The sequence below is a fragment of the Flavobacterium sp. genome, from assembly GCF_052437795.1.
In the GTDB taxonomy this organism is placed as follows: Bacteria; Bacteroidota; Bacteroidia; order Flavobacteriales; family Flavobacteriaceae; genus Flavobacterium.
Genome location: NZ_JBQVPA010000002.1, coordinates 378,907 through 399,059, shown reverse-complemented (window position 1 = coordinate 399,059; position 20,153 = coordinate 378,907). Strand labels below are relative to the sequence as shown.

The 20,153-nt window shown below is 42.6% G+C and carries 17 protein-coding genes and 1 pseudogene; all 18 read right to left on the bottom strand.

Features of this window, described 5'->3' with window-relative positions; translation table 11 throughout:
- Positions 1–71: 71 nt before the first annotated feature.
- Positions 72–2,017: pseudogene (locus ACT6R0_RS08585) on the bottom strand (polysaccharide biosynthesis protein).
- 134 nt (positions 2,018–2,151) lie between these two features.
- Positions 2,152–3,285, bottom strand: a complete 1,134-nt coding sequence (locus ACT6R0_RS08580; protein ID WP_444652660.1) for a DegT/DnrJ/EryC1/StrS family aminotransferase — start codon at positions 3,283–3,285, stop codon at positions 2,152–2,154.
- Positions 3,286–3,373: 88 nt separating this feature from the next.
- Positions 3,374–3,934: a sugar transferase gene (locus ACT6R0_RS08575; protein WP_444652662.1), complete on the bottom strand. Its 561-nt coding sequence runs from the start codon at positions 3,932–3,934 to the stop codon at positions 3,374–3,376.
- A 49-nt stretch (positions 3,935–3,983) separates the two neighbouring features.
- Entirely contained in the window at positions 3,984–5,048 is a 1,065-nt protein-coding gene (locus ACT6R0_RS08570) for a hypothetical protein (protein ID WP_444652663.1), read from the bottom strand.
- Positions 5,049–5,060: 12 nt separating this feature from the next.
- Positions 5,061–6,071: a sugar-transfer associated ATP-grasp domain-containing protein gene (locus ACT6R0_RS08565; RefSeq protein WP_444652664.1), complete on the bottom strand. Its 1,011-nt coding sequence runs from the start codon at positions 6,069–6,071 to the stop codon at positions 5,061–5,063.
- A gap of 12 nt (positions 6,072–6,083) precedes the next feature.
- Positions 6,084–6,689 (bottom strand): sugar transferase, encoded by a 606-nt coding sequence (locus ACT6R0_RS08560; protein WP_444653177.1) that lies wholly within the window; start codon positions 6,687–6,689, stop codon positions 6,084–6,086.
- Complete coding sequence (locus tag ACT6R0_RS08555; protein WP_444652666.1) at positions 6,679–7,821, bottom strand: glycosyltransferase family 4 protein; 1,143 nt, start codon at positions 7,819–7,821, stop codon at positions 6,679–6,681. Before ACT6R0_RS08555 ends, ACT6R0_RS08560 begins: the two co-directional genes overlap by 11 nt.
- Positions 7,822–7,824: 3 nt before the next feature.
- Positions 7,825–8,952 carry a glycosyltransferase gene (locus ACT6R0_RS08550; RefSeq protein WP_444652667.1) on the bottom strand — a complete coding sequence of 376 codons (1,128 nt, stop codon included), beginning with the start codon at positions 8,950–8,952 and terminating at the stop codon, positions 7,825–7,827.
- Positions 8,940–10,040, bottom strand: a complete 1,101-nt coding sequence (locus ACT6R0_RS08545; RefSeq protein ID WP_444652668.1) for a glycosyltransferase — start codon at positions 10,038–10,040, stop codon at positions 8,940–8,942. The genes ACT6R0_RS08550 and ACT6R0_RS08545 overlap by 13 nt, the downstream gene beginning before the upstream one ends.
- Positions 10,041–10,196: 156 nt before the next feature.
- Complete coding sequence (locus ACT6R0_RS08540; protein ID WP_444652669.1) at positions 10,197–10,775, bottom strand: serine acetyltransferase; 579 nt, start codon at positions 10,773–10,775, stop codon at positions 10,197–10,199.
- 8 nt (positions 10,776–10,783) lie between these two features.
- Positions 10,784–11,911 (bottom strand): polysaccharide (de)acetylase, encoded by a 1,128-nt coding sequence (locus tag ACT6R0_RS08535; protein ID WP_444652670.1) that lies wholly within the window; start codon positions 11,909–11,911, stop codon positions 10,784–10,786.
- A gap of 30 nt (positions 11,912–11,941) precedes the next feature.
- Positions 11,942–13,075 carry a polysaccharide (de)acetylase gene (locus tag ACT6R0_RS08530; RefSeq protein ID WP_444652672.1) on the bottom strand — a complete coding sequence of 378 codons (1,134 nt, stop codon included), beginning with the start codon at positions 13,073–13,075 and terminating at the stop codon, positions 11,942–11,944.
- A gap of 10 nt (positions 13,076–13,085) precedes the next feature.
- A complete protein-coding gene (locus ACT6R0_RS08525) occupies positions 13,086–13,613 on the bottom strand; it encodes a GNAT family N-acetyltransferase (protein ID WP_444652674.1) in 528 nt (175 codons plus the stop codon).
- 2 nt (positions 13,614–13,615) lie between these two features.
- Positions 13,616–14,776, bottom strand: coding sequence for an O-antigen ligase family protein (locus ACT6R0_RS08520; protein WP_444652676.1), 1,161 nt, complete (start codon positions 14,774–14,776; stop codon positions 13,616–13,618).
- Complete coding sequence (locus ACT6R0_RS08515) at positions 14,773–15,894, bottom strand: hypothetical protein (protein ID WP_444652677.1); 1,122 nt, start codon at positions 15,892–15,894, stop codon at positions 14,773–14,775. The genes ACT6R0_RS08520 and ACT6R0_RS08515 overlap by 4 nt, the downstream gene beginning before the upstream one ends.
- On the bottom strand, positions 15,884–16,978 hold the full coding sequence (gene wecB, locus ACT6R0_RS08510) for a non-hydrolyzing UDP-N-acetylglucosamine 2-epimerase (protein WP_444652679.1): 1,095 nt from the start codon (positions 16,976–16,978) through the stop codon (positions 15,884–15,886). Before wecB ends, ACT6R0_RS08515 begins: the two co-directional genes overlap by 11 nt.
- The gene (locus ACT6R0_RS08505; RefSeq protein WP_444652681.1) at positions 16,975–18,717 is read right to left on the bottom strand and encodes a heparinase II/III family protein; all 1,743 of its coding nucleotides are present in this window, start codon (positions 18,715–18,717) and stop codon (positions 16,975–16,977) included. Before ACT6R0_RS08505 ends, wecB begins: the two co-directional genes overlap by 4 nt.
- Position 18,718: 1 nt before the next feature.
- Positions 18,719–20,149: an oligosaccharide flippase family protein gene (locus tag ACT6R0_RS08500; RefSeq protein WP_444652682.1), complete on the bottom strand. Its 1,431-nt coding sequence runs from the start codon at positions 20,147–20,149 to the stop codon at positions 18,719–18,721.
- Positions 20,150–20,153 lie beyond the last annotated feature (4 nt).

The window sequence follows — 20,153 nt, the reverse complement described above, 5'->3', positions numbered from 1 at the left end:
TATTTTCAGATCTTTCAGACCTGTGCAAAGATAATTTTATTATTTAATTATACTGTTTAATTAAAATTAAATCACTTTTCGACCGCATTTTTATCGAGCAGTTCAAAAGTAGAATTCATGCTTATGAACTCAGGCACTATCTCTTTCATCCTCGTCACTACCTCATCCCCTGAATATGTCGAGGCACAATCTATAAGGTCGGCAGTAAGCGTTTCAAGCTTTATAAAATCATCATACACCTCTTCGGCGATCATGATCTTTTCGTGGTGGGTAGGAAGCGTTCTGGAGGTATCATTAAGCAGTTCCTCATATAACTTTTCTCCCGGCCTCAGCCCGACTATCTTTATCTCGATATCTTTATCGGGTACCAGTCCGGCCAGCCTGATCATCTTAAGCGCAAGGTCTATGATCTTGACAGGTTTGCCCATATCAAATATATATATATTTCGCCTCCTTTACCCATGGCACCTGCTTCAAGTACCAGCTGGCAAGCTTCGGGTATGGTCATGAAATACCTTATGATGTCAGGATGGGTAAGCGTAATGGGGCCACCATTCTCGATCTGCTTTGTGAACAATGGCACCACGGACCCGTTCGAGCCTAACACGTTACCAAAACGTGTAGTGATGAATTTCGTTTTAGTACCCGGATCGCCCAAAAGTTTGTTGTGTAAGGCCTGAACATATTTTTCCGCGATGCGTTTGCTTGCCCCCATAACGTTGCTGGGGTTAACCGCCTTGTCTGTAGAGACCATAACAAAACTGTCCACATTATATTTTATAGCCATGTCAGCTACGTTCTTAGTTCCGCGCACATTTACAAAAATAGCCTGCGACGGGTTTTCTTCCATCATAGGTACATGTTTGTAAGCCGCGGCATGGTATACAACGTGGGGACTGAATTTTTTGAACACCTCCTCGATCTCTACCCTGTTCTTCACATCGCCAATTATGGTATGGATCTTTGAGTTGGTGGTGACTTTCCCAATTTCGAGGGCGAGGTGATGAAGTGGTGTTTCGGCCTGGTCAAGTATAATAATGCTTGTAGGGTTGAATTGGATCACCTGCCGGACGATCTCGCTTCCTATAGAGCCTGCGGCCCCCGTTATTAGTACGTTCTTGCTACGAAGCTGTGAGGATATCATTTTGTTATCCAAAACGATAGGCTTTCTTTCGAGAAGGTCCTGGATTTGAAAGCTTTTTAGTTTTTTTGATATCTCCTTTTGGTCTTCCCAGTCGGATATCAATGGTACGGTATAGATCTTGAAATTGAATTCGAGGCATTCATCAACAATAGCAAGCTTTTCTTCTTTAGTAAGGCTTTTATCTGCTATGATCAGTGCTTCTGCCTTAAATATCCGCATAAGGACCGTGGTTTTCTTTTTGTGCTGCAGTATAGGCAGGCCCAAGATCATTTTCGACCTGTTCTGTCCGTACTTATCCACAAAGCCAACCAGTTTAAAACGGCTTGGTATTTCTGATTTAAGCGCATTGGCAACTGCTATAGCATTGGCATCAGTACCATAGATAATGGCTTTAACGAGTTTTTCTGTCCTTGAGGTATTAAGGTAGTTCTCAAAAAATTGCTTTACAAGCACCCGGTAAAGGAACAGGCTGGTAAAAGAGAACACAGCATTAATGAATATCCCTATATTGAGGTAGACCAGGTCGCCTGTTACAGATTTATATATGCTGTTAAAAGCAAGCAACAGGAAAGCCGTTGTGAACTGAGAAAAGAATATCTTGACCGCATCTATGTATGACGAGTGCCTGATGATCCCTGAGTAGGTCCGGAACACCCTGAATGTTATAAGGCTAGTGAATATATACACAGGAATGCTTATAACATACAGTCGTGGCGCTATGTACAGTACCCCTGTCCTGTGGATGATAAGATATGCCAAAAGCCCTGTGATCGACACAACGGCCAGATCTATCAACAGGATGATCCACCTTGGCAGGTAGCCAAGATTATTGACTGTTTGCCAAAGCTTTGTATTATTCAGCGCATGATGCATTGCATCTACAAAACTGCCTTTGGTACTTGTATTTTTTTTATTCACATTCCAAACATTTAATTACAACCGCTGCCTATATTTCCTGCTTAAATATACAATTTTAGTAAACTCGGCTAAACCGAATCTCAAAATATTTAAAGAAAATCCGAAATGACTTTCTCTATCCTGACTTTTTCTTCCTCTGTAAGATTAGAACCTGAAGGCAGGCACAAGCCGTTCTCAAATAATTTACTGCTTACATCACCACCGTAATAAGGATACTTTTCAAACACCGGCTGCATGTGCATCGGCTTCCAAAGCGGTCTCGATTCGATATTGTGCTCTTCCATTTTCAGCCTCAGGTCTTCCCTTGTCTTTCCTCCTGTCTGTGCCGGGTCTATAACTATCGCACTAAGCCAGTGGTTGGAAAAGTAATCATCGTTCGGCTCACTTAAGACCGTAATGCCCGGAGTGTTGCTAAATAATTTTACGTAAAGGCCGTGCATTTCCCTCCTGTACTGAACGTGGTTGTCCAAAACTTCCATCTGCCCCCTGCCTATTCCCGCGCATATGTTGCTCATCCTGTAATTGTACCCTACTTCGCTATGCTGGTAATGTGGTGCATTATCCCTGGCCTGTGTAGACAAAAAAACTGCCTTGTCTTTTAATTCACTATTTTTTACCACTATAGCACCACCACCGGAGGTCGTAATGATCTTGTTGCCGTTAAAAGACAATATCCCTATGTCACCAAATGTGCCGCACTTCTGCCCTTTATAGGTACTCCCCAAAGCTTCGGCGCTGTCTTCCAGAACAGGGATGCCATATTTATCTGCAATGCTCCTTATGGCTTCTGCCTTATAAGGCATGCCATATAAATGTACGGCAATAATCGCTTTAGGGTTTTTGCCTTCGCTAATGCGCCCTTTTATGGCATCTTCAAGGCTTTCCGGGCACATGTTCCAGGTCTCTTTTTCACTATCTACAAAAACAGGGTGAGCACCCAGGTACATGATCGGGTTCGCAGAGGCAGAGAACGTCATGCTTTGGCAGATAACTTCATCACCTGCTTTCACACCAAGCAAGATCAAGCCTAGGTGAAGGGCTGCGGTACCGGAGCTCAAAGCACCAACATAAGTGCCATCACCCAAATATTCTTCAAGGCTTTTCTCAAATGCAGTAACGTTAGGCCCAAGAGGAGCTACCCAATTGGTATCAAAAGCTTCCTGTACATATTTTTGTTCAGTACCACCCATGTGGGGTGAAGAAAGCCAAATCTTATTATTCATATTATAAATAAATTTACGCAATTAGTACAAAGGTATAGAAAACTCTACAGCACAAACCGTAATGAGTTAAAAAACAAAGGAAAAAGCATTATTTTCCAGAAAAAATACCTGCAACAGACCCTAAAATTATCTTTATGTCCAGCAGTAATGACCGCTCTTGCAGATAGGCCAGATTGATCTTTACCTTATCAGGAAAGATCACTTCGTCATTATATTTTTGCCCGTCTTCCTGCCTGCCCAGCAAATTTTCCTCATCAAAATATTTCAGGCTGGCGGGACCGGTAATACCGGGCCTGAGCTCTAACACCTTACGGTCGCTTCCCGTTAAGATGTCATAATACCCTTCAACATCCGGCCGTGGCCCCACAAGGCTCATATCGCCTGTTACAACGTTCCACAACTGCGGAAGCTCATCCAGTTTCGAATTCCTCATGAAACGCGATACGCGGCTAACTTGTCCATTTTCAGGATCGATAGTCCTGAACTTATATATCGTAAAAGCAATGCCATGACGGCCAATGCGTTTTTGAAGGAACATCCCGTTAGACCTTGTTGCGGCAGATGCAAGCAAATACAACAATACAAGGAGCCACGATAAAACTATCAGGCCGATAAGGGAAATTACCAGGTCAAAGATCCGTTTGGCCATAGCGATCAGGAGGCACACTTCTGCGACGAGGCGGGCCTCCTTATTTTTTTTAATGTTTAAAAAGGTCTTCGCTTTCCAAAACGATAGGTGGTGTATCTACGTCCCTCAGGAACACATAAGGCTTATCGTATCTGAAATAAGGTGCCTCCTCAATGTTGGAAGTATTTCCGTCATTAAGAAGCTTGATCGTATCTGACACAAGGTCAAAACCAACTTCAGACATTACGCCCGTGTATGCCATGTGCCTGATGTTCACCTCTGTAACCTTGAAATTCCCCTTATCATCTTCCTTAAGGTCAAATGACAGTACGCCATGAGCCGTAAGGTTCAGTTTTTCGCAAATGAACTTTACACATTCATCGCAAAATTCAAGTATCGCGTCTTCGTTCAGGAACCTTCCGAACGATGTGTTCCCTGTAACTTTTGATGGTGCGATGCTGGCCATTACATACTCAGCACATTCAAGCGATGCCCCTTTGATATACTTACCATCAACATATAGTTGTTGTGTGGCAAGGTGCCTGCCGGTAAGGAATTCGCTAACCGTAAATTCATGAAGGTCGCTGTTGATGAAAAGCCATGACTTATAGCTGCTTATGTCTGTAAGGCGAAGCGATCCCAAACCTCCTGAACCCTGTGTAGCCCTGATCCAGCACGGGAAACCTATCTCCGATTCAACTTCATCGAATTTCGGGTTGTCCTGCGTAACTTTTATCGTTTTCGGAATGTAATGCGTACCTTTAAGCACATCAGCCATTATAGACTTGTCCATTAGCGTTAGCGCAAGTTCTTTGCCGGGTATAAGTACCGGGCAAGGAAATCCGCCATTGTCAATATCATACTGTCCCCAGGCGATAACTTCTTTTTCAGGCTGTACGAAAGCCATGTCGATATTCTTTTCGGCAATAAGGTTTTTAATAAAATCCCAGTAACCCGGATGGCTAACTTTTGGCGCCAGCATGTACTCATCAACCAGTCCCGGCATAAAAAAGCCAAGCGCTTTAGGATTGGCATCAATTCCAATTATTTTATAGTCAGGGTAGCTTTTACGTATTGTTTTTGCTATTGAGCGCGGTGTAGGCCCACCAATGCCGGTAACTAAGATCGTTTTCATTGTTTATCCGAATTATAATTTTGCTAAATGGTTTTCTAAAATTTTCTTCATGCCTTTTTTGGCCGGCAATTGCCATACCAGTTTACACCAGTCATGGTTGCCTTCTATCAGCTCAGGGCCGTCTTTTGTCACAGCTATATCCCAGCCGATAGACCTGTTGCCCGGCATGTGCAGGGCCGATTTTTTCATCATGTCTATGATCTCAGGCCAAAATGGCACCTGGAAACCAACGATAGACACGCCCGTTACAGGATGAACGGCAGCATCGTCTTTAGTAATGTCGCTATACACTCCCGGGGCATCAATGATGCCGGTCTCAATATTTATAGGTGCGGCAATGTTGCCCGCAGCCATGTTATCAACTTCTGAATTTACAGATATCCTCAGCCTTGCGCCTAAGAATTCCACTTCATCCTTATCATTAAGCTGGGTAAATACGCGTACGGTATTTAATGCAGAAGGCGACAGGGCCATGATATCAGGATGCTGTACGACAAATTCTTCGGCAAAGTCAAACTTTTCGGCATCCATAAAACTGATAAGGTCTTTTCCTTCAAAAAACTCCGTTTTAAAAACCTTTACCTGCATGCCGCATTTGCCTACAGAATCTTTCAGCACCACCTTTCCCGAAGGATTAGCCAGCAATTTAGGGGCAAGGGAGCTGTTCTCCCTAAGTTCGTCAATGCCAAATGCCATGTGCCTTACAAAGTCACTGTATTTTTTGTAAAAGTCAATTTTATTATCAAGGCACTCCCTGTACAGCTTAGGGTTCATGGCAAGCTGGTATTCGTACATATAGCCTGTACCCGCATAGCTTTTACGCTGTTCTTTTGTAAGTTCGTAGAACCTGAACTGGAAATACTCAAGCAGGGATATCTTGTATTTTAGCGAAGAGGATATGATATCTGTCATCAGCGATATGCTATCCATCTTATGCTCTTTCTTTACATGATCAAAAAACTTGTTGAATTTCTCTTTATCAAGGTTTTTTAAATAATAGCCTAAGTAGAGTAATCTTTTCATGATTGTTTTTTTTTAATTGGTACCGTCAAATGGAGGCATTGTAACTTCTTCACCCGAATTGACACCTTCAGATTTTACGACCTTTAAAAACGTCATAAAGATAATCTTTATATCAAGACCGAAGGACACGTTATTTACATAATAAATATCCAGTTCGAATTTTTTGGTCCAGCTTATGGCATTCCTGCCGTTTACCTGTGCCCAACCTGTAATTCCGGGCCTTACATTATGCCTGCGCAGCTGCTCCTCATTATACAGCGGGATATATTTGAACAAAAGGGGGCGTGGCCCTATGAGGCTCATTTCGCCCTTTAATACATTGATCAACTGAGGCAATTCATCAAGTGAAGACTTCCTTAAAAAGTTACCCACCTTTGTAATTCTCAGGTGATTGAGCAGCAATTCACCATTTTCGTCCTTTTCATCAGTCATTGTTTTAAATTTCATGATAAAGAACTCGCGCTCATCCTTACCGGGGCGTCTTTGATAAAAGAAAGGCTTGCCGGAATTCTGGAAATACAATATGATGGTAATGATGATGAATAGCGGCGACAATATCAGCAGCCCAAAAAAGGCAGCAAGGAAGTCGATAAGCCTCTTAAAAAAATTACGATACATATTCTTCATAGTATTTTTTCGCGTTCGCGATAGTAAAGTTGACCGAGGCTTTTTTAGAATTTTCAGACAATGCCTGAATAGCCGCTTTATCGTTGCTCAGGTTATTTATATATCCTACCATCCCTTTGATGTCTGATGCAACAAAACATTTACCGTTGTCAAACAGCTCCAGATGCCCGTTGAGCTCAGAGTCGAGGGTAGAAATACCAAGCATTGGTACCGCTACCGCCTGTAGGTTGTATATTTTACTCGGCAGGCTCACATGAGCTGACTTCTCATCCAGTATCACTACGCCAAGGTCGGCCGCCGCAAGCGAGTAATTCAGTACATCGTCGGGCTGGAATGGCAGCAGCGACGTATTTTTAAGCTTATGGTCCTCAATGATCTGCTTTATATGGTTTACCCTTTCCCCCCGCCCTATAATCAGGAAATGGATATCAGGGTTACCCACAAATTCGCGGGCAAGGTCTACCATAACCTCTACGTTGTGCGTATAGCCTATGTTACCTGAATATTGCACAATAAACTTATTCTGCAACCCAAGGTCCTTCAACCAGGGATTATCTGCTTTTGCCACAGGCTTTATTTTAGTAAGCCCTGACCAAAGCGGTATTATTTTCATTTTATCACGCTCCATGTAAGCATCCAGCAGTCGTGCCATCCCTTCGCCAATGGTAAACACCCTGTGGGCCTTTCGGAAAAGCTTTCGGTTCCAGCGCGCCCATGAGCGGTAAATAAGGCTTGTTTTTTTGATGTTGTAGATCTCCAGCACATCCGGGTAAACGTCGAATACCAGTACCGAAAATTTATTGGGCAGCACCAACGAAAGCAGGTACGCAGACGGCGGGATGGTTATGTAAAAGATCTCGTAGCGGCGGTAACGGAAAAGTAGCAGGAAAAATATCTGGATGGTACCTATAAGCCATGAAAGGAACTTTTTCTTAGGATTCCCCCTGTCATATTTTGTGATCTTGGACCACTTTACCTTACGGTCAAGCGGAATGTCCTGTACCCTTATGCTACCCGCTATAAGTGCAACCTCGTCATAATCCTTCGCAAATTCATTAATAATGTCGATGGTTAGGTATCCGGTGGCCTGATTTATGAAAACTATCTTCTTTTTCTTCTGCATCCTTTACGTGTTCTTTATAAGTTCTTCGGCTATTTTCAAATATTTTTGAGCCCTTTCACCTGCCGAGCCAAAAGCCTTTAATTGTCTTGTTCCTTTATTAATGAGGTCTTGTACCGATTCCGGCGACAAAATTAGTTTTTTTATTTGAGCAGCAATAGCGTTAGCATCTACCGGATCAAAATATAGGGCCGCGTCGGCACAAATAGTGTGTGCAAAGCCCATATCGCTTGTAAGTATAGGTTTTTCCATTGCCATCGCCTCAGCATAGGAGGCCGAAAAGCATTCCAGCAGCGTAGGCAGGAACATGGCGTCGCACTCCTTATACAACGATGGCCCCTGTTCCATAGGGACTACACCTACATTGAGCACATACTGCCTGTAGCGTTCCTCAAAATGCTGTTCATACACATCCTCGGGAAGTGTAACTACAAAACGCACCCTGTCTTTTATGGCAGGCTCAAGGCTGTCAACCACCTTTGGTATTACCGACAGGTTTTTATGCGGATACCACGCCGATAGTGTAAGCATCCTGAACTCTCCCTCTTTGCGCGCCGGGAGGCGATCGGGAAACGTTGCGGGATCATAGTAATATGTACTGCAAGTGTTGGAAACAGTAGCTACCTTATCAGTCCCAAGGAGTTTCCTCAGCCTTGTGTTCACGTCATCGGTCTGTACCACATAGGCATCAGAACCCTTTTTAAAAAAATATATTATGAACGCTCCCTTAAAATACCACTTAAGCCTGCCTATTGGTGATAAAGCGGCAAAAAAAGGAGATTCCGGATATATGTAATGAGGCAGGTTATAACCTGTAAGGTGCGGTGCCTTCGGCCTCCAGTAGGAAGGCCCGGACGTTGTGAAAACTACATCTGGCTTAGCTTTTGCCTCGATCGCATCAAAAAAAGAAGCGATAGGCTTTAAAGAAAAGACCCTTGTTGCCGGACGGAAAGGAATGTCGTAAAAATGGAAGTTATCCGGAAATGAAGCCCTGTCAAGGCTTTTCCCAAGAGCGCTTCCCAATATTACATGATATTCATTTTCGGGATAGTTCCTGCATTCCTTAATGAAAGAATTGGCCACCTGTACCCCGCCGCCTTTAAATGTTGTAGCTGTATTTATTAATATTCGCACTTTTCGGTTATAAAATTAAAATACTGTTCTGCTATTTCTTCTTTCGAGAATTTCCTTATCTGCTCAACTGCAGTTTCGGCAAAGGCTTTCCTTAAAGACGGGTTACCCATCAATTCTCCCAGTTTTTCTTTAAATGTTCCATGGTCATGGGTTTTTACCAAAAAACCATTCACATTATTAGTAATGATATCTGCCGGACCTGCCACACAATCATAAGTAACTACAGGCAGCCCGTGTGCAGATGCTTCCCCAACAACATTTGGAAATCCTTCAGAACTGGAAGTAAAAGCGAACACAGATGCCTTTTTATAATGATCGCCTACATTGCTTATCTTTCCTGTAAGCTCTACCCTATCTTCAGCACCCAGCTCAGCCACCAGCCTTTTCAGGTCCGAGAGCTGATCTTGGTTTTTTGCATTGCCGCCAATGATGACAAGCTTCCATCCCGGTACGTTCATTTGCACGAACATCTGTATGAGGTCGTCAAAATGCTTGGTACTTATAAGCCTTCCTACAGATAATACTATATTCTCCCTTTCGGCAGGAGGTGTCGGTTCAACCATCTTTACCGGGTTGCCTATGACCTGTATGTTAGGGTTCCAGTTATTGCGGGCGGCATTTTGGCCCGCATACGATGTTTGCGCGATAAATCCCGATGCTGTCGGGTACATTTTAGCACGCAGGTAATTATGTAGCTTGCCCAGATTCTTGTTCGGCTGGCTCCTGTCAGAAATATATACCGGATAACTAAGTCCTTTCAGTGCCAGCAAGGTAAGGTTATTCCACATCTCACCAAATCCCAGAACTGTATCGGGAGCGAGTTTCTTTACCTTTTTCCTCAAAAACTTTAAGGTTTTAAAGGTATGGTAGCTCCTGTATCTATTATTAAATTCGAATGGCGGCTTGTGCACTTTGATCGATCCGTTTAACGGAAAGGCGACCTCACGGTCACGTCCGATAAGGATAACCTCCACCTGCACATTCTTCTTTTCACTAAAATGGTTTAGCAGTGACGACATTACCTGCTCCATACCGCCTATGCCTAAGGAATGAATTACGCCAACTATCTTAATTTGTCTTTCCATCATTCGATCACCCTTTTGGGACAGCACTAAAAACATCCTGATTACTAATATAGTAGATAGTTTTTTTTGAGTGCAAATATAAGATTAATAAACAATATTAGTTATGATCAGGTTTTAACAAGATCGCACTATCGTTATTAAATCGTTAATGCATGCGCATCATATATGTTTTATAAGCTTTTTTATATCACCTAATTCGCCGATCACCTTGCCCGGAACACCTCCTATAACTACCCCTTCTTCTGTAAAAGACTTATTCACGGCAGCATTTGCGGCGATCGCATTATTATTCCCTATCACAATATCCCCGTATAATTTCGCTCCCGGGCCAATGTAAACATTATCCCCTATCTGTGGTGCAGCAGCACTGCCACCTGAGGCACCGATATTCGTACAAACATGGATGCGGCAGTTAGCGCCTACTTTTGCCTTTGGGTTTACAACTATGGTCCCATAATGGGGTATTGCGAGACCGGGGCCAAATACATGTTCAGGTATGCTGAAGCCAAGCTTTATCGAAATGCTTTTTAGCCTGATCTTATGATAAGCATATAACAGCTTGTTGATAGGCCCTCTCTTTTTGCCAAGGTATTCGCACTTTCTCAGTCGGGTAAGGAACAGTATAATGTGATCGGGGAAAAAAAAGTGCATTATCTTTTGCTTGCTCCCCGGGTTATATTTGTTCGCTTTCCTATCCTGGTCAATGTAGTATCTGAGTTCTTTCCTGTCTTTTATCATCTCCAGAATTATTTTATCATTTTAGCCAGTGAAGCAGAATCGGTAAAGATCACATCAGGCCATCTTTTTAAGACCTCTTTTATCAGGGTATCAAGAAGCCTCAGGTTAATATCCCTGTTCTCGGCCTCTAACCTGCCCGAAAAATTGAACCTGTGGCAGGATATTATACCAGGTTTTTTTAGCAGGAATGACATTTTCAATTGTCCGATGCACGTAGCCAGGGCTTTTTGACGTTGTGCGAAAGGAAATACACTGGGCTCGAAATGCGAATTACGCACAAGCTGTGTCATACCCGGTGCATTGCCAACTTTTTGGCCGTTATACCTCCTTATTTTCCTACGGGGCTGGCCGGACAGGTGCGGCAGTTTCAAGTACTTCATTCCCTGCATGGCCTTTACACCGCTGCTTTGCAATGTATCAAAAAGCTCTTCGGGAAAAATATAGTTATTAGGAATGAACGTCTCCGACCTGTAACCGAACAATTTCTCGAATCCGTCCAGGCCATCGGCAACCGCGCCTTTAAGGAACTCAATGTCTTTCGCCTCTGTACAGTCAAATGTTGCTTGTATGCTCTTGCTGTATTTTTTATATATGTCATTGCTAATACCCCAGCAACCATTTTCAAAGGCAGTTTTATAAACTTCATCCCCTTTTTTAAGCACGTCGAGCCAAAAAGGCACATTAACATGCTCCCTGCCGTGGAATTGCGGAATAAAGAGCTTATTATCAATTCCTTCTTTCCAGAGCGGGAATGGCGACTTCCCGGGAAAATACCTCTCTAATGTCCTATCGACAGTTTCGTAATAATACGTCTCAAAGCCATCTGCCTTTATCTTGTCAAAATCAGGATTAGCCACAACAGCATTGGCTGTAATGACAGGATGGTTGCCATGGGAGTCTTTATATTTTGAAAGTATAGCGTATACCGACTCAAGCTCGTTGGCATCTACAAGGGTATCAAAGCGACAAAACAAGCTTTTATCTACCGGTATGCCGCTTTTCAGCATATTGTCAAAAGCCTGCCTGTCCGGAGTACGTATAGCACCCCAGTCATCTGATTCTATAACGACAATTTTTTTGTTTGTCGTCCACCCGCCAATGTTAACCAAAGCATCCGCTAGTAACTGTTTTACCATCCTTTATTATTTCTTAACTTACCTTAAATATTACTTCTTGCTATCAGCCAAATGAGCCAGTTGACGGGAATCCATAAATTCAACATCAGGCCATTTTTGCACTATCGCCTTAAGCAGTGAATCGAGTTGCTGCAAGCCTTTCGTCCTGTTATCCTCATTTATGCAGCCAATATAATTTACCCTGTGAGTAGAAATGACCGCAGGCTTTTTCCAATTAAATGCTATTTGGATGTCTTTAAGGCATTCGTTATAGTTTTGCGACTTTGACTGACCGTGCTCAAACTGGCAGTTGCGCGCCAGGTACATTTGCCCGGAGTCATTCCTTTTGCCCAGGTATCGGTAGTTATGCGTGAACTTTCCATTACCCAAGGGCTCTTTCTGATGCCTTGAGCCTATGATGTAATCAATGCCATACTCCTTAAGCAACGGCTCCAGCTTGGTACTTACCGTACTGTTCGGCGCAACAAAATATTGAGGCCTGTACCCAAATATCCTGTCAAATATCTCTACCCCATCTTTTAATATTAATGCCTGAGCGGGGATCTCTTCTGTACTGTCTATATCAAATGCAGGCATAAAACTTCTGCCCGGGCCCAGCGTATCCGACCCTCCCAGCCCATAAAACTCGTGCTCAAATGACAGGGCCGACTCACTTCCGGCATCATTTATCGCGTGCATCCAGCGTTTTACATGTACATGTTCCCTTCCGTGGCACTCCGACCAGTAAACACCACTGGCAACGCCTTCTTTCCATAATTGGTGTACCCTGTTATGTGAATTCCCATAACGCTCCAGGGTCTTCGAAACATCTTCATATTCATATTTAGTAAAACCGTTCGCCCTGATCTTGTCAAAATCCGGGTTCGCAACTACCGACAAAGCGGTAAATTTGGCGGGATCGCCATTTTTATCCTTGTATTTTGAAAGTACGTTGAAAAGCGCTTCAACATCTTCATTGCTTTCAAGCGAATCGTTTATATTATAAAAACTCTTGTCTACCGGCAATCCTTTGGCCAGCAGGCTGTCATAATCTTTTTTTGAGGGCATCCTTATCGCTCCCCAGTCGTCCGATTCAAAGACTACGATCTTGCGGCTCGTTGTCCAGCCGTTCATATTCCTTACATTTTTAAGGAAGGTATCCTTTAAGCCTGATATCATAGACATATTTATACGATTAATCGATTAATTCAATATGATACCCCGGGAGCATCTTATTTTTAACCCTTATTGCCCTTTTCAAAAAGTGCAGGCCGGATTTTTCCAATACCTTTATGCTTGAAATGTTCTCGGGATCTACAAGTCCCCAAAAGTTGGTATCCTTATCATACAAAACCCTTGCATACTGTTTTACAAAGGTATTTACACCCCTACCCCTATATTCAGGTTTTGTGATGGAATAAGAATACTGCAGGTCACCATTCTTCATAAAGGGCCATTTAAAATACTTTGGTATAAGCAGGGTCGAACTTACCAGCGCATTGTTCTTTTTATCATACACATAGATAACGGAATATTTCCTGTTCCTGAAAATATGCAAATGATGTGCAAAATAAAACATCAGGTACTTTTTTGGGAAACCCGGCGGAAGCACCTTAAGTAATGAGGGCCTCCATATTTCCATATTGTACAGTTCCAAAAAAGCGCTATGGTCCGGCACTTTCCATCCCGGCTCAGAAACATACGCATAACTAATATTTTCCATATCTAACTAATATTATCGTGTTGCTTTTGGGGTACAAAATATTTTGAGGCATAAATAAGGCTAAAGAAAAACCATGTATTGATGGAGATAAAGATCCCGCCCCCTTTTGATGCCGCAAAAAGTATCCCGAAAAGCAGCGAAAAAAATATTGGGTTCTTAAATCGGTTGTAAAAACTAATTGCCCCTTTTATCACTCCGCGAAGGAAGAAGAACAGCAACAATATGCCAACAATACCCGAATATACAAAGATCGCAAGGAACTCATTGTGTACCGCGAACATCCGTCCCATTAAGGCCTCAATGTTCCTTTGGTACGTAAAAAGCCCAATTCCCATAAAATAATTATTACCCAACACTTCGAGAGCGGCTTCCCATATCTCGGTCCTTGAGGCTGCCAGTTCTTCCTCACCACCCAAAAGGCGCTCGGCAAGAGGGCCACCGGCAAGCATGATGGCACTTACTGCCCCTCCTAAAAAAATCGCGATAAAAACATATTGTATCCTCTTGAGGCTGCTTTTTTGCAATAATACAATATATAGCCCCAATGTGATGAGCGTACTAAAGAAAGCCCCACGCGAACCCGTACTGGCAATAGCAATGAGCAACAATAATATCTTTGCAAAAAATATAAAATGGTGATAGCTCTGCTTATTGCCCGTAACCCTGTAAAAATATACCGTGATCAAGATCGAGCTTACACAAAAAACCCCTACCAGGTTAGCATTAGTACCTAATATACTAAGTCGCCCGTCTTTAAAGTTGGTATCAATACCAAGTATAACCATCGACAGGAACAGGTAGATCCCTGTATTATAAAACTTTAATATTTCATTGAGCTTTAAAGTGCCATTTATGAACTCTATCGATATAAAATAAAAGAATACAATATAAATCGCGAACTGCCTGAGGAAGGAAAATCCAAAGTTATAGCCCGGTACAAATTTTAAATAGGACGACAAGGCAATAACACAATACAACAGCAATATGGTTAGTAACGGCTTCTTAATGTATTTTACATCTGAATACCTGAAACTCCCTATCGCAACCAAGAGATAAAGAAAAAATATGAAAGTCGGAACCCTTATCTGCGGAAGTATCACCGATAACTCATTAAAAGGTATCGACAATATCAGTAGCTTAAGGAAAAATCTTTTTGCTTTCAACTTTTATCCGCGAGTTTTATAAATTTACCTGCAACCGTTTTGATATTATAATCTTCCGGGTTTATCTTCATTGCCGCCGCCTCATACTTTCCTGCAAAAAACTGTTCGATGGCTTTTTCATCAATATCATAAGCATCAACATTGAGGATAGGCCTCGTAGTTAGTGCATAATCAATTATCTTGCTGGGCAGCTGTACTTCGTTCCTGTTATCAAAATTAATCAAAAAATCCATCTTGCTTAATTCAAAAAGCAACTCTTCTCTGGGAATATAGTTCTTTAATACAAGCTTATCGCCAATAATGTCTTTATAGCCTGCAAAAAGCTCGTTAGCCTTTGTATATATCACAAATTTGAAGTCATATCCTTTTGACAGAAGATGATCGATAAATGGCCTTGGGTCCCTCCTGCCCGGTATGAATGAACCGGCATAGCCAAAGGTTTTTACTGGACTATTAATTTCCCCTTTGAATACATTGATGCCTTCAAGGTTGAACCCTTGGGGTATGATCTGTATCTTGGGCCTCAATACACTGTCATATGCATTTACAGCACCATCAAAAGGGACTGTAACATAGTCGGCGCTCAAAAGCGCTTTTAACGCCTTTTTTTTCAGCCTGGATGCCTTTTCTGAAAGGAACTTTTTCCCGAAGCCGGAATAGGGGTCCCCACAATCTGCGATCCATGTTTTGGCAATAGGGTTCTTCACTGTCCTGGCCGCAGCAACACCCCAGTGTACAGGATGCGGAACGGCAATAGAAACTAAAATGTCATAGCCTTTTTCATTTTTAAGGGCTTTCGATACCAGTTGCATCAGTTCAATGTTCGGATATTCAAAAACCATTTCGGCAACCCTTCTCGCAACCCTTTTAAAAGCCTTCACATATTTACTGCCCTTATCAATGTCTATGTTCTTGTATTTTAACTGGCCAAGGTCTTTTATCTTGACATTATGTTCTTTTTCAAAGGCAACATGCTCTTTATCGTTCTTGAACGTTATCAGGGTAACATCGTGGCCATCCTTTGCAAACTGCTTTACAAGTTCAGTCGTCCTGAATGAACGTGGTGAGTTCTCAGGATAAAAACTGCGGCTAACCACTAGTATTTTTTTACTTTCCATAGATAGATAAGATATTGTCAACGATCCTTGTTGCCGCATTTCCATCCCACAGCGGCGGTATGCCTCCCTTTTTAATATCCTCACTAAAAAGGCGATCTAGTGCCGGCTTAATGTTTTTTGGGTCGGTCCCTACCAGTTCATTAGTACCTGTAGAGATGGTTTCAGGCCTCTCTGTATTATCTCTTAGGGTAAAGCACGGTACGCCCATTACTGTTGTCTCTTCGGTAATACCGCCAGAGTCGGTAATAACACCCTTTGCATTCTCTACCAGATAGTTAAACTCAAGGTATCCAAGTGGGTCTATAATGTAAAGGTTATCGGCACTGATACCAAGATCGGTAAAGATCTTTGCCGTTCTTGGATGTATCGGGAAAAGTACGGGTAAACCCTGTACATTGTTCACTATCTCGAAGATCAGCTCTTTCAGCTTTTCACCCTGGTCTACATTCGCAGGGCGGTGCAGCGTCATGACCATATATTTTTTGGCTGTAAGCCCCATTTCGTCAAAGAAAGCGGGCTTACTGAACCTTGCCCTGTTCTTCAACAGGGTGTCGATCATAACATTGCCTACAAAAAATATGCTTTCCTCTTTAGCTCCGTAGCGTAACAGGTTTTCGTTGGCATATGTACTTGTCGTAAAAAAGTAATCGGTAATGCTGTCTGTCACCATACGGTTTATCTCTTCCGGCATGGTCAGGTCAAAAGACCTTATCCCGGCCTCTACGTGCGCTACCCTTATACCAAGCTTTTTGGCTACGATAGAGCAAGCCATCGTAGAGGTCACATCTCCTACTACCAACACAAGATCGGCCGGGTTATCCAGCAATTCCCTTTCATACGCCACCATTATCGCAGCAGTTTGCTCAGCCTGTGTACCTCCGCCACAACCCAAATTGGAGTCGGGATGTGGTATGTTGAGCTCCTCAAAAAAAGTATCGCTCATTTTTTGGTCGTAGTGCTGTCCTGTGTGGACCAGGCGATAGCTAATGTCCCTGCCTGCCTGTTGTTGGTCTAATATCGCATGGATTATCGGAGCGATCTTCATGAAGTTAGGGCGTGCCCCGGCTATGATGGAAATGTTCATGATCTTGTAATTGTGGTTTTGATTATCGAATTTCCCTGTACGATTATTTTGTAAGCTTTATCATCAAGCTGGCCGTAGTTTTCGGCATAGTTAAAATCTTCAACTGTTATCTCCCCTCCCTCTGCTTCAAAAGTAAAGCCATCGAATAGCAATACATTTCCTTTTTGGGTAAAAGGTTTTGATGAATGGAAAAAGACACTTATATCCTCGCCTTTTGAAACATCTGTTATCGTTATGCTGTTTCCTTCAACTTCAATTTTTCGTGAAAGCGGTATACCGTCAAAATCCATTGATATGGCTATTGTGCCTTCTTCAAACCCGGTGACCGAAACAGCAGGGTATGCAGGCAGTTTGCCCCAATACCCTCCATTGCTGGTGTAAGTCCCAATTTTTGATGACGGCACTGCACAGTTGTGCGCAGCGATGCTTCTTTCTTTATTCCTTTGTACCAAAGACCTCGTATACGATGAAGTCCCGGGGTCTACAAATACTGGGCTGCCGTTTATACCTATGTAAACCGAGCCGGCATCGATATGTTTGTGCCCAGGCTTTTTAATATCTGCCGGTCCCGCAGCCGATACAACGACCGAAAAGTTGCCATCGCCCAGCTTATAGAATTTTGAGTTGCCGTATGCAATGTTATGTCCCTTCTTAAGTGTGCCTGCTTGTGTTCTCACAACCTGTGGTATAGACCTGAATAAGACATTCGACTTATCTTCACCGGCAACAGCACCGTCGAAAATTTTATTGTAAAAGCTGTACAGGTACGAAAAATCATTCTCGTTACCATCATTAAAGATGACATACCTGCCGCCGTCGTTATCATTTATTATCGGCATATAGCCATTTTCTTCCATCATGCCAAATGAGAACGAGAACATTTGGTGAAGCCTTTCTGTATAAAGTTTAGAAAAAGAATGCCCGTGAAGCTTGCCCATATAATACGATGTAGCAAAAAACTCCAGATCAAGGCGGTTGTAATAGGTTGAAAGCTCATACGTACATCCGTCAGGAAGTATTTGCTTGTTCATTTCATACTCTAAACCATCAATTGCCTTTTTGATCCATTTACCGCTGTCAAAATATATTCCCAGCAGCAGCAGCCCTGCGTAATTTGAAATATCGTGGTTGTTGTTCTTATCCTCAGTAAAAAGATCAATGTACATTGCATGCATGTACAGCGAAAAATCGACCTTGTCCGAAAATCCCTTATCGGCCTCAAGCTCCCTGATCACAAACGGCATTGCAAACAGCCAGTTAGATGCCCGTATGGCCACCTCCATGGTACACACCCAGTTAACCCCATAAAGGAATTTATTACTATCAATAAAACTACCTGTAGTACTCCTGAAAAAAGCACAAGCATCCGCAACTTTCCCTTGAGCTGCCATTTCTGCCACTAAGGGTGGCAAAAATGCACAGCGGGAAAGGTCCCACGGAAATTTGATATCATCGCCTTTATCAAAAAACAGGTTGGTGTTGAATTTTCCAAACTTTAGCTTTGGGAAAACTTTACCGGTCTTATGATCCTTTTGCCAGTCAATGTCTTTATAAAAGTCCATTTCGAGGCTATGTATCTTTAGTTCAAATGCTGTATCGGCAGATCTTAATGGCATTACAGGCTCAAACAATTGCCTGCAGCGTTTTTTTGCTGAGGCAAAGCCGAACGAAGCCAGGCGCTGGGCGTAAAAGAACTTCAGCTCCCTGGACAAAACCGATATGACACGCTTTAATGGCATTTTATTTTTTTAATTTTTTGATCATTTGCAGCATCTCCTTTGGATTAAAAAACCCAAGTACATAATTGATGCCTGTAAATATCACGATAGCTCCCAGCACGAATAATGACGCATACAGGTGGCTATAGTTCTCTCCAAGGAAAAAGGCACCTGCAAGGGCAAAGCAAAACATTATCTGTATCCCTTCGAATACATAGTTCCTTTTAATTGAATATACCTTTTGCGAGTATATGGCCGTAACGATGTAAAGGAAAAAGTACGATAGCAACGAGGCCAGTCCCGCTCCATAAAATCCGTATAACGGAAGCATGATGCAGTTAACGCCAATGCTTACGATCGCCGCAGCCGCAATGATAACCGACTGGTATTTTGTCCTGTTCTCGAACATGAGCCCCATCGAGTTGAAATAATAAAAACAATAGAATACCTGTGCGAACGTAATGAACGAAACGATCTTGATGCCGTTCAGGTATTCACTGTTCACTGTCAATATTTCCATGGCCAATGGCACTGCCGCACAAAAAAGCCCTCCAAATATCGGTGTTAGCACCATAAGGTAATTGTTGAACTTTGCAAAAATCTCCTTACCGTCCGGCCTTTCATAAATTTGCCAGCGCAGCGGGTTCCAAGCCATGAAAAATGGTGTAACCACAAATACATTAAGGAGGTTCCCAAACTTTGACCCATAAGAAAAATATCCGAGAGCCTCATCATCAACAAGCGTCTTCAATAAAAAGCGGTCGGATAGGTTGAGGAACATGAAAACCAGGTTGCCGATCATCATGGGAACCCCATAGTGCACCATTTCTTTTGCCAGTACTTTTTTGAAAACACCTCCTGTAAAAATATCCCTGAACTGTACAAAAGTTATAATGCTCAATACAACATTAGTGATGAGCAATGCATAAAAAACTCCTATGAGCCCCATTTTGAACACAATGATAAATATGGCATTGAGCGATAGATACAATGCCGAATATATAAAGGTGGTCGCTATGTACTTTTTTGTCTGGAACTTGGCCCGGTAAAGTACCTGCCCGGTTTTATAATGTACCGACACGATCTCGGTACCAAGTGCGATAACAATGCAATAAAAGAGCAGACTATTTACAAACGCCATGTCAATCAGTACATACAGCAGGAAGAGCGACGCCGACAGGTACACCTGTAACAGCACGAATGCCTTTACAACATCCTTCTCGCCATACTCACTCGACTTTGTTGTATACTTCCAGAACGAACTACCAAGGCCCAGCCCGACAACAGTCTTAAAAAAAGAAGCTATCATGATAACATATTGCATGTTACCATACTCTGCCGGAGAAAGATAGTTTGTATAAATTGGAAGGAGAACGAATGTAAGCGCCTGTACCAATATGGGCTGGAGGCTGTAAATAGTCGAATCCTTTAAAAATTGCTTTGCTATGCTCATGTAA